Annotated in this window: 12 protein-coding genes; 7 read left to right on the plus strand and 5 right to left on the minus strand. The window is 70.6% G+C overall.

The annotated features are described in order from the left end of the window. Nucleotides 1-9: 9 nt before the first annotated feature. From gap to pgi, 7 genes are all read left to right on the plus strand, one after another. Nucleotides 10-1,014 (plus strand): type I glyceraldehyde-3-phosphate dehydrogenase, encoded by a 1,005-nt coding sequence (gene gap / locus ACWD4A_RS03320; RefSeq protein ID WP_451188796.1) that lies wholly within the window; start codon nt 10-12, stop codon nt 1,012-1,014. 125 nt (nt 1,015-1,139) lie between these two features. Then, nucleotides 1,140-2,351 carry a phosphoglycerate kinase gene (locus tag ACWD4A_RS03325; protein WP_451188799.1) on the plus strand — a complete coding sequence of 404 codons (1,212 nt, stop codon included), beginning with the start codon at nt 1,140-1,142 and terminating at the stop codon, nt 2,349-2,351. A 6-nt stretch (nt 2,352-2,357) separates the two neighbouring features. Further along, nucleotides 2,358-3,134 (plus strand): triose-phosphate isomerase, encoded by a 777-nt coding sequence (gene tpiA, locus ACWD4A_RS03330; RefSeq protein ID WP_451188802.1) that lies wholly within the window; start codon nt 2,358-2,360, stop codon nt 3,132-3,134. Between the two features lie 114 nt (nt 3,135-3,248). Then, nucleotides 3,249-3,479: a preprotein translocase subunit SecG gene (secG, locus tag ACWD4A_RS03335; protein WP_183147250.1), complete on the plus strand. Its 231-nt coding sequence runs from the start codon at nt 3,249-3,251 to the stop codon at nt 3,477-3,479. Between the two features lie 183 nt (nt 3,480-3,662). Beyond that, complete coding sequence (locus ACWD4A_RS03340; protein WP_079110552.1) at nt 3,663-3,998, plus strand: RNA polymerase-binding protein RbpA; 336 nt, start codon at nt 3,663-3,665, stop codon at nt 3,996-3,998. Nucleotides 3,999-4,112: 114 nt separating this feature from the next. Further along, nucleotides 4,113-5,354, plus strand: a complete 1,242-nt coding sequence (locus ACWD4A_RS03345; protein WP_451188808.1) for an MFS transporter — start codon at nt 4,113-4,115, stop codon at nt 5,352-5,354. An 85-nt stretch (nt 5,355-5,439) separates the two neighbouring features. After that, nucleotides 5,440-7,092: a glucose-6-phosphate isomerase gene (gene pgi / locus ACWD4A_RS03350; RefSeq protein WP_451188934.1), complete on the plus strand. Its 1,653-nt coding sequence runs from the start codon at nt 5,440-5,442 to the stop codon at nt 7,090-7,092. Nucleotides 7,093-7,211: 119 nt separating this feature from the next. Here the strand turns inward: pgi and pgl are convergent, their stop codons facing one another. The 5 genes from pgl to tkt are packed head-to-tail and all read right to left on the minus strand — an operon-like array spanning nt 7,212 to nt 13,802. Continuing rightward, on the minus strand, nt 7,212-7,994 hold the full coding sequence (gene pgl / locus ACWD4A_RS03355; RefSeq protein WP_451188811.1) for a 6-phosphogluconolactonase: 783 nt from the start codon (nt 7,992-7,994) through the stop codon (nt 7,212-7,214). After that, nucleotides 7,991-9,037 carry a glucose-6-phosphate dehydrogenase assembly protein OpcA gene (gene opcA / locus ACWD4A_RS03360; protein WP_451188814.1) on the minus strand — a complete coding sequence of 349 codons (1,047 nt, stop codon included), beginning with the start codon at nt 9,035-9,037 and terminating at the stop codon, nt 7,991-7,993. The genes pgl and opcA overlap by 4 nt, the downstream gene beginning before the upstream one ends. Next, entirely contained in the window at nt 9,034-10,560 is a 1,527-nt protein-coding gene (gene zwf, locus ACWD4A_RS03365) for a glucose-6-phosphate dehydrogenase (protein WP_451188817.1), read from the minus strand. The genes opcA and zwf overlap by 4 nt, the downstream gene beginning before the upstream one ends. A 1-nt stretch (nt 10,561) precedes the next feature. Further along, a complete protein-coding gene (gene tal / locus ACWD4A_RS03370; protein ID WP_451188820.1) occupies nt 10,562-11,677 on the minus strand; it encodes a transaldolase in 1,116 nt (371 codons plus the stop codon). Nucleotides 11,678-11,714: 37 nt separating this feature from the next. Beyond that, a complete protein-coding gene (gene tkt / locus ACWD4A_RS03375) occupies nt 11,715-13,802 on the minus strand; it encodes a transketolase (protein ID WP_451188823.1) in 2,088 nt (695 codons plus the stop codon). Nucleotides 13,803-14,152: the final 350 nt, after the last annotated feature.

Below are 14,152 nucleotides of genomic sequence, written 5' to 3' on the forward strand. Positions count from 1 at the left end.
GATCGGTTCGTGACGATCCGCGTAGGCATCAACGGCTTTGGCCGTATCGGTCGTAACTACTTCCGCGCGCTGCTGGAGCAGGGTGCGGACATTCAGATCGTCGGTGTCAACGACCTGACCGACAACGCCACCCTGGTCCACCTGCTGAAGTACGACACCATCCTGGGTCGGCTGAAGCAGGAGGTCAGCCACACCGACGACTCGATCACCGTCGGTGACATGACCTTCAAGACGATGGCCGAGCGCGACCCCGCCAACCTGCCCTGGGGCGAGCTGGGCGCCGACATCGTCATCGAGTCCACCGGCATCTTCACCAAGAAGGCCGACGCCGCCAAGCACCTCGCGGCCGGCGCCAAGAAGGTCCTGATCTCCGCGCCCGCCAAGGACGAGGACATCACGATCGTCATGGGCGTCAACCAGGACAAGTACGACGCGGCCAACCACCACGTCATCTCCAACGCCTCCTGCACCACCAACTGCGTGGCGCCGATGGCCAAGGTTCTCGACGAGAACTTCGGCATCGTCAAGGGCATGATGACCACGGTCCACGCGTACACCAACGACCAGCGCATCCTGGACTTCCCGCACTCCGACCTGCGCCGCGCCCGCGCCGCCGCGGAGAACATCATCCCGACCTCGACCGGTGCCGCCAAGGCCACCGCCCTGGTCCTCCCGCAGCTGAAGGGCAAGCTGGACGGCATCGCCATGCGCGTCCCGGTCCCGACCGGCTCGGTCACCGACCTCGTCCTGGAGCTCGGTCGCGAGACCACCAAGGAAGAGATCAACGCCGCCTTCCAGAAGGCCGCCGAGGGTCAGCTCAAGGGCATCCTGGACTACACCGAGGACGCGATCGTCTCCTCCGACATCGTGAACTGGCCGGCCTCCTGCACCTTCGACTCCTCCCTGACCATGGTCCAGGGCACCCAGGTCAAGGTCGTCGGCTGGTACGACAACGAGTGGGGCTACTCCAACCGCCTGGTCGACCTGACCGTCTTCGTCGGCGGCCAGCTCTGATCCCTGCCCGACTCGCACAGTCGCAGGCAGCAGAGATGTGAGGGACGGGCTCGTACGGCGCGATGGAGCGTCGTACGAGCCCCGTTCCATGACCTGACCCCCTACGGAAGTCACGGAGTCACTGCATGAAGACGATCGACGAGCTCCTCCAGGGTGGCGTCGAGGGCAAGCGGGTCTTCGTCCGCGCCGACCTCAACGTGCCGCTGGACGGCACCGCCATCACCGACGACGGCCGGATCCGCGCCGTCGCCCCGACGATCAAGAAGCTCGCCGAGGCGGGCGCCAAGGTGATCGTCGCCTCGCACCTGGGCCGTCCCAAGGGCGCCCCGGACCCCGCGTTCTCGCTCGCGCCCGCCGCCGTGCGGCTCGGCGAGATCCTGGGCAAGAACGTCTCGTTCGCCACCGACACGGTCGGCGACAGCGCGAAGGCCACCGTCGCCGCACTGGCGAACGGCGAGGTCACGCTGCTGGAGAACCTCCGTTTCAATGCGGGCGAGACCAGCAAGGACGACGCGGAGCGCGGCGCCTTCGCCGACGAGCTCGCGTCCCTGGCCGACCTCTACGTGGGTGACGGCTTCGGCGCCGTGCACCGCAAGCACGCCTCGGTCTTCGACCTCCCGGCGCGCCTCCCGCACGCCGCGGGCGACCTGATCGCCACCGAGGTCGGCGTCCTGAAGAAGCTCACCGAGGACGTCGCGCGCCCGTACGTCGTGGTCCTCGGCGGCGCCAAGGTCTCCGACAAGCTGGGCGTCATCGACAACCTGCTGGAGAAGGCCGACCGGATCCTCATCGGCGGCGGCATGTCGTACACCTTCCTGGCCGCCAAGGGCCACGAGGTGGGCATCTCGCTGCTCCAGAAGGACCAGATCCCGGTCTGCCTGGAGTACCTGGCACGGGCCGAGAAGCGCGGCGTGGAGTTCGTCCTCCCCGTCGACGTCCTGGTCTCGGCCGACTTCCCGGACCTGAAGACCAAGGCCCCGGCCAACCCCGAGCTCGTCGCCTCGGACGCCATCCCGGCGGACAAGGAGGGCCTGGACATCGGCCCGAAGACCCGGGAGCTGTACGCGGCGAAGCTCGCCGACGCCGGCACCGTCTTCTGGAACGGTCCGATGGGTGTCTTCGAGCACCCCGACTACGCGAACGGCACCAAGGCCGTCGCGCAGGGCCTGCTCGACAGCTCGGCCTTCACGGTCGTCGGCGGTGGCGACTCCGCCGCGGCCGTGCGCCTGCTGGGCTTCGACGAGAACGCATTCGGCCACATCTCGACCGGCGGCGGCGCCAGCCTCGAATACCTCGAGGGCAAGACGCTCCCCGGCCTCGCCGCACTGGAGGACTGAACCACCGTGAGTGACCGCACCCCGCTGATGGCGGGCAACTGGAAGATGAACCTCAACCACCTCGAGGCCATCGCCCACGTCCAGAAGCTCGCCTTCGCGCTCGCCGACAAGGACTACGACCACACCGAGGTCGCCGTCCTGCCGCCCTTCGTCGACCTGCGCTCGGTGCAGACCCTCGTCGACGGCGACAAGCTCAAGATCAAGTACGGCGCCCAGGACCTCTCGGCGTACGACTCCGGTGCCTACACCGGTGAGATCTCGGGCGGCATGCTGGCCAAGCTGAAGTGCTCCTACGTGGCCGTCGGCCACTCCGAGCGCCGCCAGTACCACGGCGAGACGGACGAGCTCTGCAACGCCAAGGTCAAGGCCGCCTTCCGGCACGGGATCACCCCGATCCTCTGCGTCGGCGAGGGCCTGGACGTCCGCAAGGCCGGCGCCCAGGTCGCGCACACCCTCGCGCAGGTCGACGGCGCCCTCAAGGACATCCCGGCCGAGCAGGCCGAGACCATCGTCATCGCCTACGAGCCCGTGTGGGCCATCGGCACCGGCGAGGTCGCCACGCCCGAGGACGCGCAGGAGGTCTGCGGTGCGATCCGCGGCCGCCTCGCCGAGCTGTACGGCCGCGAGCTGGCCGACAAGGTGCGCATCCAGTACGGCGGCTCCGTCAAGTCCGGCAACATCGCCGCGATCATGGCGCAGCCGGACGTCGACGGTGCGCTGATCGGCGGCGCCGCCCTGGACGTGGACGACTTTGTGAAGATCGTCCGGTTCCGCGACCAGTAAGCGCGCTATGACGACGGGTGCTCCCCGTCGTACCCTGTCGGGGCCGGGACCGGCGCGTTCGCGCCGCCCGGCCCCTCACCGTTCCAGTCCGAGAGAGTTGGTCCAGCCGTGGTCATGGGGTTCTCGATCGCCCTCATCGTCTTCAGCCTGCTGATGATGATGCTGGTGCTCATGCACAAGGGGAAGGGCGGCGGCCTGTCCGATATGTTCGGCGGCGGCATGCAGTCCTCCGTCGGTGGCTCCTCGGTCGCCGAGCGGAACCTCGACCGGATCACGGTGGTGGTCGGTCTGCTGTGGTTCGCGTGCATTGTCGTACTCGGTCTGCTGATGAAGCTCGATAGCTGACGTACCGTCGTCGGCGCGGCCTATCATTGAGGTCGCGTCCTCACGGCTGGGCTGTAACTCCTGCCACTGGACGCGCGTTGGGCCTTACGTAGACTGGGGCGCCCGCAGCGGAGGCGTTGTCGCGAACCGCGGCGCAGCCGCTATTTGGCACCGTGCAGCACCATCACGCAGGGAGTTACGACCGTGGCAAGTGGCAACGCGATCCGAGGAAGTCGGGTCGGAGCGGGGCCGATGGGAGAGGCCGAGCGCGGCGAGTCCGCGCCGCGTCTCCGCATCTCCTTCTGGTGCTCCAACGGGCACGAGACGCAGCCGAGCTTCGCCAGCGACGCACAGGTGCCGGACACCTGGGACTGCCCGCGCTGCGGCTTCCCGGCCGGCCAGGACCGGGACAGCCCGCCGGACCCGCCGCGCACCGAGCCGTACAAGACCCACCTGGCCTATGTGCGGGAGCGGCGCAGCGACGCGGACGGCGAGGCCATCCTCGCCGAGGCGCTCGCGAAGCTCCGCGGGGAGATCTGAGCGCGGGACACACCGAGCAGCGGCCCGGTCGCACGCCTTTCCAGGCGTGCGGCCGGGCCGCTGTCAGTGGGTGCCGCTACGGTTCTCGGCAGTCGACCATGGTGAGGGGGAACCGTGGCAGCGGTCGAGGAACCGACGGTCGTACCGGTCACATCAACGGACCGGCGGGGCACGGGAGTTCGGGGCGGCTTCGCGCGGCTCTGGGCCGCCGCGGTGGTGTCGCGTTTCGGCGACGCGCTGCGCGGGGCCGCCCTGCCCCTGCTCGCCGCGTCGCTGACGAACTCCCCGCTGCTCGTCTCCCTGGTGACGGCGAGCGGCTTCCTGCCCTGGCTCCTCTTCGGGCTGCTGGGCGGTGTGCTCGCCGACCGGTTCGACCAGCGCCGCGCGATGTGGACGGTGGACGTGCTCCGCGGCGCCCTGGTGGCGGCCTTCGCGCTCGCGGTCGGGCTGGGGCACGCCACGATCGGGCTGCTGGTGGCGCTCGCCTTCGTCCTCACCACCCTCCAGACCCTCTTCGACAACGCCGCCACGGCCCTGCTGCCCTCCGTGGTGCCCCCGGACGGGCTCGCCCGCGCCAACGCCCGGCTGATGACCGGACAACAGGTGGCCGGCGCCTTCCTCGGCGCGCCGCTGCTCCCCGTGCTGCTCGCCGTGGGCGCGGCGATGCCCTTCGCGGCCGACGCCGCGACCTATCTGCTCGCGGCCGCCCTCGTGGCGACGCTGCGGACACCGGCGCCCGCGCGGGAGCCGCGGCCCGCCGGGCGCACGCTCCGCCATGAGATGGCCCAGGGCCTGCGGGCGCTCCGGCGGGACGGCACGCTCCGGGCCCTGTGCGCCGCCACCACGCTCTGCAACGTGGGGATCGGGGCGCTCATAGCGGCCCTGCCCCTGCTGGTCACCGGCTGGCTGCGCGGCGGCGACGGGGGCTACGCCACGGTCATCGCCGCGTACGGGGTGGGCGGGGTCGCCGGGGGGCTGCTGGCGGGCCGGCTCGTGGACCGCTTCGGGCCGGTGCGGAGCATGCTGCTGGGCGGTGTCCTCCAGACGGCCTGCCTGGCCGTGCTGGGCTCGGTGCGCGAACTGCCGGTCGCCGTCGGCGCCCTGGGGCTCTTCGGCTTCGTCGGCATGGTCTGGAACGTCACCCAGACGACGCTGACGCAGCGACGTGCCCCCGAGGGGATGCTCGGCAGGATCAGCGCCGCCTTCCGCACCCTCGCGGTCGCCGGTGCGCCGTTCGGCGCCCTGGCCGGGGGAGCGGCCGCCACCGCGTGGGGGCTGAACGTCCCCGTGCTGCTGGCCGCCGGGCTCTTCGCCCTGGCGGTCCTCGCGCTCCTCCCGCGGCGGACCGCGCCATGAAGGACACGACGTCTCACAACGGACTCCGATCACATAGGTTTGGAACCGGCGGGGCAGCTACGAGAAGAATGGGCTGATGTCCGAGATGAACGCAGAGGGCCGCAACAGGCTCGACCAGATGCCTGAGTGGAACGCACTGGCCAAGCACCGGGAAGAGCTCGGGGAGGTGCACCTGCGACAGCTGTTCGCGGACGACCCCCAGCGGGCCGGGCGCTACGCGCTCACCGTCGGCGACCTGCACCTCGACTACTCCAAGCACCTGGTCACGGACGAGACGCTGCGCCTGCTCCGCGAGCTGGCCGCGGCGGCCGGGGTGGCGGAGCTGCGCGACGCGATGTTCCGCGGCGAGAAGATCAACACCACCGAGGACCGCGCCGTGCTGCACACGGCGCTGCGCGCCCCGGAGTCCGCGGTGATCAGGACGGACGGCGAGAACGTCGTCCAGGCCGTGCACGCCGTGCTGCGCAAGATGCAGGTCTTCACCGACCGCGTGCGCTCCGGTGACTGGAAGGGCCACACCGGGAAGCCCATCAAGAACGTCGTCAACATCGGCATCGGCGGTTCCGACCTCGGTCCGGCGATGGCCTACGAGGCGCTGCGGTCCTACACCGCCCGTGACATGACGTTCCGTTTCGTGTCGAACGTCGACGGCGCGGACCTGCACGAGGCCGTCCGCGACCTGGACGCCGCCGAGACGCTGTTCGTCATCGCCTCGAAGACCTTCACCACCATCGAGACGATCACCAACGCCACCTCGGCGCGCAACTGGCTGCTGACCGAGCTGGGGGCGGGCGAGGAAGCCGTCGCCAAGCACTTCGTGGCGCTGTCCACGAACGAGGAGAAGGTCTCCGAGTTCGGCATCGACCCGACCAACATGTTCGAGTTCTGGGACTGGGTCGGCGGCCGCTATTCGTACGACTCCGCCATCGGCCTCTCCCTGATGCTCGCCATCGGCCCGGACCACTTCCGGGAGATGCTCGCCGGTTTCCACCTGGTCGACGAGCACTTCCGGTGCGCGCCGCCCGAGGAGAACGTCCCGCTGCTGCTGGGCCTGCTCGGCGTCTGGTACGGGAACTTCCACGGTGCGCAGTCGCACGCGGTGCTGCCCTACAGCCACTACCTGTCGAAGTTCGCGGCCTATCTGCAGCAGTTGGACATGGAGTCCAACGGCAAGTCCGTCGACCGTGACGGCAACCCCGTCAACTGGCAGACCGGGCCGGTCGTCTGGGGCACGCCGGGCACCAACGGGCAGCACGCGTATTACCAGTTGATCCACCAGGGCACGAAGCTGATCCCGGCGGACTTCATCGGCTTCGCCAGGCCGGTGGACGACCTGATGCCTGGTCTGGTGGCCCAGCACGACCTGCTGATGGCCAACCTCTTCGCCCAGGGGCAGGCGCTCGCCTTCGGCAAGACCGCGGAGGAGGTCGCCGCGGAGGGCGTGCCGGCGGAGCTCGTCCCGCACAAGACGTTCCGGGGCAACCACCCGACGACGACGATCCTCGCGAGCGAGCTGACTCCGTCGGTGCTGGGGCAGCTGATCGCGCTCTACGAGCACAAGGTGTTCGTCCAGGGGGCGATCTGGAACATCGATTCCTTCGACCAGTGGGGGGTCGAGCTGGGGAAGGTGCTGGCGAAGAGGGTCGAGCCGGCGCTGGTTTCCGGTGCGGAGGTTCCCGGCCTGGACGCGTCCACGGCCGCGCTGGTCAAGCGCTACCGGGAGCTTCGGGGGCGCTGACCGTACCCGGGGCTCCGCCCCGGACCCCGGTCCTCAAACGCCGGACGGGCTGGTTTCGCGGACTACGGTCCGCGAAATTCAGCCCGTCCGGCGTTTGAGGACACCGCGCGTCAGCGCGGTCAGGGGGAAGCCGGGGGGTACAGCCCCCGGGGAAGGCCCGCGGCGGCAGCCGCGTCCAGCAGCCACAGGGTGCGCGAGCGCCCGTACGCCCCCGCCGCCGGGGCCTGGATCTCGCCCGCGCCCGACAGCGCCATCGCGACGGCCGCGGCCTTGTCCTCGCCCGCCGCCAGCAGCCAGACCTCGCGGGCGGCGCGGATGGCGGGCAGGGTCAGCGAGACCCGGGTCGGCGGCGGCTTCGGCGCACCGTGCACCCCGATGACGGTGCGCTCGGTCTCCCGTACGCCCGGCAGCTCGGGGAACAGCGACGCGATGTGCGTGTCCGGGCCGACGCCCAGCAGCAGCACGTCGAAGGACGGCACCGCGCCGTGGTCCTCGGGCCGCGCGGCCGCCGCGAGTTCGGCCGCGTAGGCCTCCGCCGCGGCGTCCGCGTCATTGCCGTACCGGTCACCGGCCGGGGGCATCTCGTGCACCCGGGCGGGGTCCAGCGGTACCGAGTCCAGCAGCGCCGCGCGCGCCTGGGTCGCGTTGCGCTCGGGGTCGCCCTCGGGCAGGAACCGCTCGTCGCCCCACCACAGGTCGAGCCGGGACCAGTCCACCGCGTCCCGCGCGGGCGCCTCGGCGAGGGCCGCGAGCAGCCCGTTGCCGTTGCGCCCGCCCGTGAGGACGACGGAGGCGGAGCCCCGCGCGGCCTGCGCGTCCACGATCTTCGTGATCAGCCGGGCCGCCGCGGCCTGCGCCATCAGCTCCTTGTCCCGGTGGACGACGATCTGCGGTGCGCTCACTTGCCGGCCGCCTTCCTGCCCGTGGCCTTCTTGGCGGGGGCCGGGGCGGCCTTGGCCCCGTCGGCCGGGGCCGTCTCGGCCTTCGGCGCCCCGGGGGCCGCCGCCGTGTCGGTGGCCGGCTTGCCGAGCCGGTCCACGCCGTACTTGAGCGCGGACTCGTAGGTGACGTCCGGGTCGAGACGGCGCAGTTCCTCGGCGAGCAGCTCCGAGGTGTCGCGGCGCTGGAGCGCGACGGAGCGGTCGGGCTGGCCGGGCATGCACAGGGTGGCCAGGGAACCGTTGGGGCGGTCCAGGACGACGGTGCCGTTCCCGGTCTCCAGCCGGACGGCGGTGAGGCCGGGCCCGTCCGAGACGGTCCGGGTCACCGGTACGCCGAGGCGGTCGGCGAGCCACATCGCGAGGAGTTCGCCGCTGGGGTTGTAGCCCTCGCCCTCGACCTCGGCGGAGAGGACGTCGACATGCTGCTGGTCGAGCGCGGCCGCGAGCATCGAGCGCCACGGCGTGATCCGGGTCCAGGCCAGGTCGGTGTCGCCCGGGGTGTAGTGCGCGGCGCGGGCGGTGACCTCCGCGAGGGGGTCCTCGGCGGCGTACGCGTCGGTGACCCGGCGCTGTGCGAGGGCGCCGAGGGGGTCCTTCTCCGGGTTGGCCGGGGAGCCCACCGGCCACCAGGCGACCACGGGGGCGTCGGGCAGCAGCAGCGGCAGCACGACCGACTGGGCGTGGTCGATGACGTCGCCGTACAGGCGCAGCACCACCGTTTCGCCGGTGCCGGCGGAGGTGCCCACCCGGACCTCGGCGTCGAGGCGGGCCTTGGCGCGGTCGCGCGGCGAGCGGCTGACGCGCTTGACGACGACGAGCTTGCGCGAAGGGTGTTCGCGGGAGGCCTCGTTGGCCGCCTTCAGCGCGTCGTAGGCGTGCTCCTCGTCGGTGACGATGACGAGGGTGAGCACCATGCCCAGGGCCGGGGTGCCGATGGCGCGGCGGCCCTGCACCAGGGCGTTGTTGATCTTGCTGGACGTGGTGTCCGTAAGGTCGATCTTCATGGCCGACGCCAGCTCCGTCCGTCTCGTGCCAGCATCTCGTCCGCCTCGACCGGACCCCAGGTGCCGGCCGGGTACTGCGCGGGCTTGCCGTGCTTGTCCCAGTACTCCTCGATCGGATCGAGGATCTGCCAGGAGAGCTCGACCTCCTTCAGGCGCGGGAAGAGGTTGGCGTCGCCGAGCAGGACATCGAGGATGAGCCGCTCGTACGCCTCGGGGCTGGACTCGGTGAAGGACTCGCCATAGGCGAAGTCCATCGAGACGTCCCGGACCTCCATCGAGGTGCCCGGCACCTTCGAGCCGAACCGCAGGGTGACGCCCTCGTCCGGCTGCACCCGGATGACCAGGGCGTTCTGCCCCAGCTCCTCGGTAGCGGTGTGGTCGAAGGGCGAGTGCGGGGCGCGCTGGAAAACGACCGCGATCTCGGTGACGCGGCGGCCGAGCCGCTTGCCGGTGCGGAGGTAGAAGGGGACGCCCGCCCAGCGGCGGTTGTCGATCTCCAGCTTGATCGCGGCGTAGGTGTCGGTCTTCGACTTCGGGTCGATGCCGTCCTCTTCGAGGTAGCCGACGACCTCCTCGCCGCCCTGCCAGCCGTGCGCGTACTGGCCGCGGACGGTCTCCTTGCCGAGGTCCCTGGGCAGCCGGACGGCGCCCAGCACCTTGGTCTTCTCCGCGACGAGCGCGTCCGCGTCGAAGGAGGCGGGCTCCTCCATGGCGGTCAGCGCCAGCAGCTGGAGCAGGTGGTTCTGGATGACGTCACGGGCGGCGCCGATGCCGTCGTAGTAGCCCGCGCGGCCGCCGATGCCGATGTCCTCGGCCATGGTGATCTGCACATGGTCGACGTAGGACCGGTTCCAGATCGGCTCGAAGAGGGTGTTGGCGAAGCGCAGCGCCAGGATGTTCTGGACGGTCTCCTTGCCCAGGTAGTGGTCGATCCGGAAGACCTCTTCGGGCGGGAAGACCTCGTGGACGACCTGGTTCAGCTCCTGGGCGCTCTTCAGGTCGTGGCCGAAGGGCTTCTCGATGACGGCACGCCGCCAGGAACCCTCCCGCTGCTCGGCCAGCCCGTGCTTCTTCAGCTGCTGGACGACCTTCGGGAAGAACTTCGGCGGGACGGACAGGTAGAAGGCGAAGTTGCCGCCCGTGCCCTGCGCCGCGTCGAGCTCGTGGATCGTGGTCTTGAGGGTCTCGAACGCCACGTCGTCGTCGAAGTCGCCCTGCACGAACCGGCAGCCCTGGACCAGCTGCTGCCAGACCTCCTCGCGGAAGGGCGTGCGCGCGTGCTCCTTGACCGCGTCGTGCACGATCTGGGCGAAGTCCTCGTCCTCCCAGTCGCGGCGGGCGAAGCCGATCAGCGAGAAGCCCGGCGGCAGCAGGCCGCGGTTCGCGAGGTCGTAGACCGCGGGCATCAGCTTTTTCCGGGACAAATCGCCCGTGACGCCAAAGATGACCAGGCCCGACGGCCCCGCGATACGCGGGAGCCGTCGGTCCTGAGCGTCACGCAGCGGATTGCTGCTTGTGCTCAACTCACGCCTCCGGGGCGAGGCGCTTGAGCTCCGCCTCGGTGGACTTCAGAAGGTCGTTCCAGGACTGCTCGAACTTGTCGACGCCCTCGTCCTCCAGCAGCTGGACGACCTCGTCGTAGGAGATCCCCAGCTTCGCGATCGCGTCGAGCTCGGCCTTGGCCTGCTCGTACGTGCCGCGCACCGTGTCGCCGGTGATCTGCCCGTGGTCGGCGGTGGCCTCCAGGGTGGCCTCCGGCATGGTGTTCACCGTGTTCGGGGCGACCAGGTCGTCCACGTACAGGGTGTCCTTGTAGGCCGGGTCCTTGACGCCGGTCGAGGCCCACAGCGGACGCTGCTTGTTGGCGCCCAGCTTCTCCAGGGCGGCCCAGCGGTCGGAGGAGAAGACCTCCTCGTACGCCTGGTAGGCGAGGCGGGCGTTGGCCAGCGCGGCCTTGCCGCGCAGCGCCTTGGCCTCGTCGGTGCCCAGCGCGTTCAGGCGCTTGTCGATCTCGGAGTCCACACGGGACACGAAGAAGGACGCGACCGAGTGGATCAGGGACAGGTCCAGGCCGGCGGCCTTGGCCTTCTCCAGACCGGTCAGGTAGGCGTCCATGACCGCGCGGTAGCGCTCCAGGGAGAAGATCAGCGTGACGTTGACGCTGATGCCCTTGCCGATCACCTCGGCGATGGCCGGGAGGCCCGCCTTGGTGGCCGGGATCTTGATCAGGGTGTTGGGGCGGTCCACCAGCCAGGCCAGCTGCTTGGCCTCGGCGACGGTGGCCGTCGTGTTGTGCGCCAGGCGCGGGTCGACCTCGATGGAGACCCGGCCGTCCTGGCCGTCGGTCCGGTCGAAGACCGGGCGCAGGATGTCGGCGGCGTCGCGGACGTCCGCCGTGGTGATCATGCGGATCGCCTCGTCCACGGTGACCTTGCGGGCCGCGAGGTCGGCCAGCTGCTGCTGGTAGCCCTCGCCGCCGGAGATCGCCTTCTGGAAGATCGACGGGTTGGTGGTGACACCCACGACGTGGCTCTGGTCGATCAGCTCGGCCAGGTTGCCGGACGTGATGCGCTTGCGGGACAGGTCGTCCAGCCAGATCGCGACGCCTTCGTCGGAGAGGCGCTTGAGTGCGTCTGTCATCGGGATTGCATCTCCTACTGAGTGATGAGCGGTCGCGTCAGCGACGGTTGGCGTCGACGTGCTCGATGGACTCGCGCGCGGCGGCGACGACGGCCTCGGTGGTCAGGCCGAACTCGCGGTACAGGACCTTGTAGTCCGCGGAGGCACCGAAGTGCTCCAGCGAGACGATCCGGCCGGCGTCGCCGACGTAGCGGTGCCAGGTCAGGCCGATGCCCGCCTCGACGGCCACGCGGGCCTTGACGTCCGGCAGCAGCACGCCGTCGCGGTACGCCTGGTCCTGCTCCTCGAACCACTCGACGGACGGCATGGAGACCACGCGGGTCGGGATGCCCTCCGCCTGCAGCACGTCACGGGCCTCGACGGCCAGCTGGACCTCGGAGCCGGTGCCGATCAGGATCACCTGCGGACGGCCGCCCTCGGCCTCGAACAGGACGTAACCACCCTTGGCCGCGCCCTCGTTGGCCTCGTAGGTCGGCACGTTCTGGCGGGTCAGGGCCAGACCGTGCGGCGCCGGCTTGGCGGTGTGGCGCTTGGTGATCTCGCGCCAGGCGATCGCCGTCTCGTTGGCGTCGGCCGGGCGGACCATGTTCAGGCCCGGGATGGCGCGCAGCGCGGCCATGTGCTCGACCGGCTGGTGGGTCGGGCCGTCCTCGCCGAGACCGATGGAGTCGTGCGTCCACACGTAGGTGACCGGCAGCTTCATCAGCGCGGCCAGGCGGACGGCCGGGCGCATGTAGTCGGAGAACACCAGGAAGGTGCCGCCGTAGACGCGGGTGTTGCCGTGCAGCGCGATGCCGTTCATGGTCGAACCCATGGCGTGCTCGCGGATGCCGAAGTGGATCGTGCGGCCGTACGGGTTCGCCTCGGGGAGCGGGTTGCCCTCCGGGAGGAACGACGAGGACGCGTCGATCGTGGTGTTGTTCGAGCCGGCGAGGTCGGCGGAGCCGCCCCACAGCTCGGGGATCACGCCGCCCAGCGCCTTGAGGACCTCGCCGGACGCCTTGCGGGTCGCGACGTCCTTGCCGGCCGGGAAGACCGGGATCGCGTGCTCCCAGCCGTCGGGCAGCTCGCCCGCGGCCATGCGGTCCAGCTCGGTGGCGCGCGCGGGGTTCGAGGTGCGCCACTCCTGGAGCTGCTTGTCCCAGGTCGCGTGGGCCTCGCGGCCGCGGTCGACGACCTTGCGGACGTGCGTGAAGACCTCGTCCTCGACCTGGAAGTGCTGCTCCGGGTCGAAGCCCATGACGCGCTTGGTCGCGGCGACCTCGGCCTCGCCCAGCGCGGAGCCGTGCGACGCCTCGGTGTTCTGGGCGTTGGGGGCGGGCCAGGCGATGATGGTGCGCGCCGCGATGATCGAGGGGCGCTCGGTCTCCTCCTGCGCGGCCTTCAGCGCCGCGTAGAGGGCCTGGACGTCGAAGTCGCCGTTCTCCGCCTGCTCGATGCGCTGGACGTGCCAGCCGTACGCCTCGTAGCGCTTGAGGACGTCCTCGGAGAAGGCGGTCTCGGTGTCGCCCTCGATCGAGATGTGGTTGTCGTCGTAGAGCGCGACGATGTTGCCGAGCTTCTGGTGGCCGGCCAGCGAGGACGCCTCGGCGGAGATGCCCTCCTCCAGGTCGCCGTCGGAGACGATCGCCCAGATGGTGTGGTCGAACGGGGAGGTGCCCTTCGGGGCCTCCGGGTCGAACAGGCCGCGCTCGTAGCGGGCTGCCATCGCCATGCCCACGGCGTTGGCGATGCCCTGGCCCAGCGGGCCGGTGGTCGTCTCGACACCGCGGGTGTGGCCGTGCTCCGGGTGGCCCGGGGTCTTGCTGTCCCAGGTGCGGAACGACTTCAGGTCCGCGAGCTCCAGGCCGTAACCGGCCATGAAGAGCTGCACGTAGAGCGTCAGGCTGGTGTGACCGGGGGAGAGGACGAACCGGTCCCGGCCTGCCCAGTCGGCGTCGCTCGGGTCGTGCCGCATCAGCTTCTGGAACAGCAGATAGGCGGCGGGAGCGAGGCTCATGGCCGTGCCCGGATGGCCGTTGCCGACCTTCTGCACGGAGTCCATGGCCAGGACGCGGGCGGTATCGACGGCCCGCTGGTCCAGTTCGGTCCACTCGAGGTCTGTTGTGGTCGGCTTGGTGCTCACCCTCGGTTCAGGGCTCCTCTCCACATGTTTCGTCTGCCGGGGGCGGTATGTTCCGCCACGACGCGGCGCTGTCGAGCCTACCCCGCAGGGGCGCGCGCCTTTTCGACGCGCAGTCGGCTGCCCGACGTCCCGGGCAACCGGATCCGGGCAGTGAAGATTCCCGCCGCGGGTGTGACGGCCATGGGTCCAGCCTGCCGGGCGGGCCGCCGGGCCGCCTCCCGAACGGGGCCACAGTGTCATGTTCCCCGGCGGCCGTATCCGGCGCGGACGCGTCGCGAACCGGGCGCGCTACGGTCCCAACACGACCCCACCCCGGCGAAGGCCGGGGTATCCCCTACGTCTAGAGTGGC

Source organism: Streptomyces sp. NPDC002537, assembly GCF_053594975.1.

What these genes read in the sequence shown, in the direction of transcription:
- ACWD4A_RS03325 (WP_451188799.1), top strand. Translation starts at nt 1,140, where the DNA reads ATGAAGACGATCGACGAGCTCCTCCAGGGTGGCGTCGAGGGCAAGCGG.
- secG (WP_183147250.1), top strand. Translation starts at nt 3,249, where the DNA reads ATGGGGTTCTCGATCGCCCTCATCGTCTTCAGCCTGCTGATGATGATG.
- pgi (WP_451188934.1), top strand. Translation starts at nt 5,440, where the DNA reads ATGAACGCAGAGGGCCGCAACAGGCTCGACCAGATGCCTGAGTGGAAC.
- opcA (WP_451188814.1), bottom strand. Translation starts at nt 9,037, where the DNA reads ATGAAGATCGACCTTACGGACACCACGTCCAGCAAGATCAACAACGCC.
- tal (WP_451188820.1), bottom strand. Translation starts at nt 11,677, where the DNA reads ATGACAGACGCACTCAAGCGCCTCTCCGACGAAGGCGTCGCGATCTGG.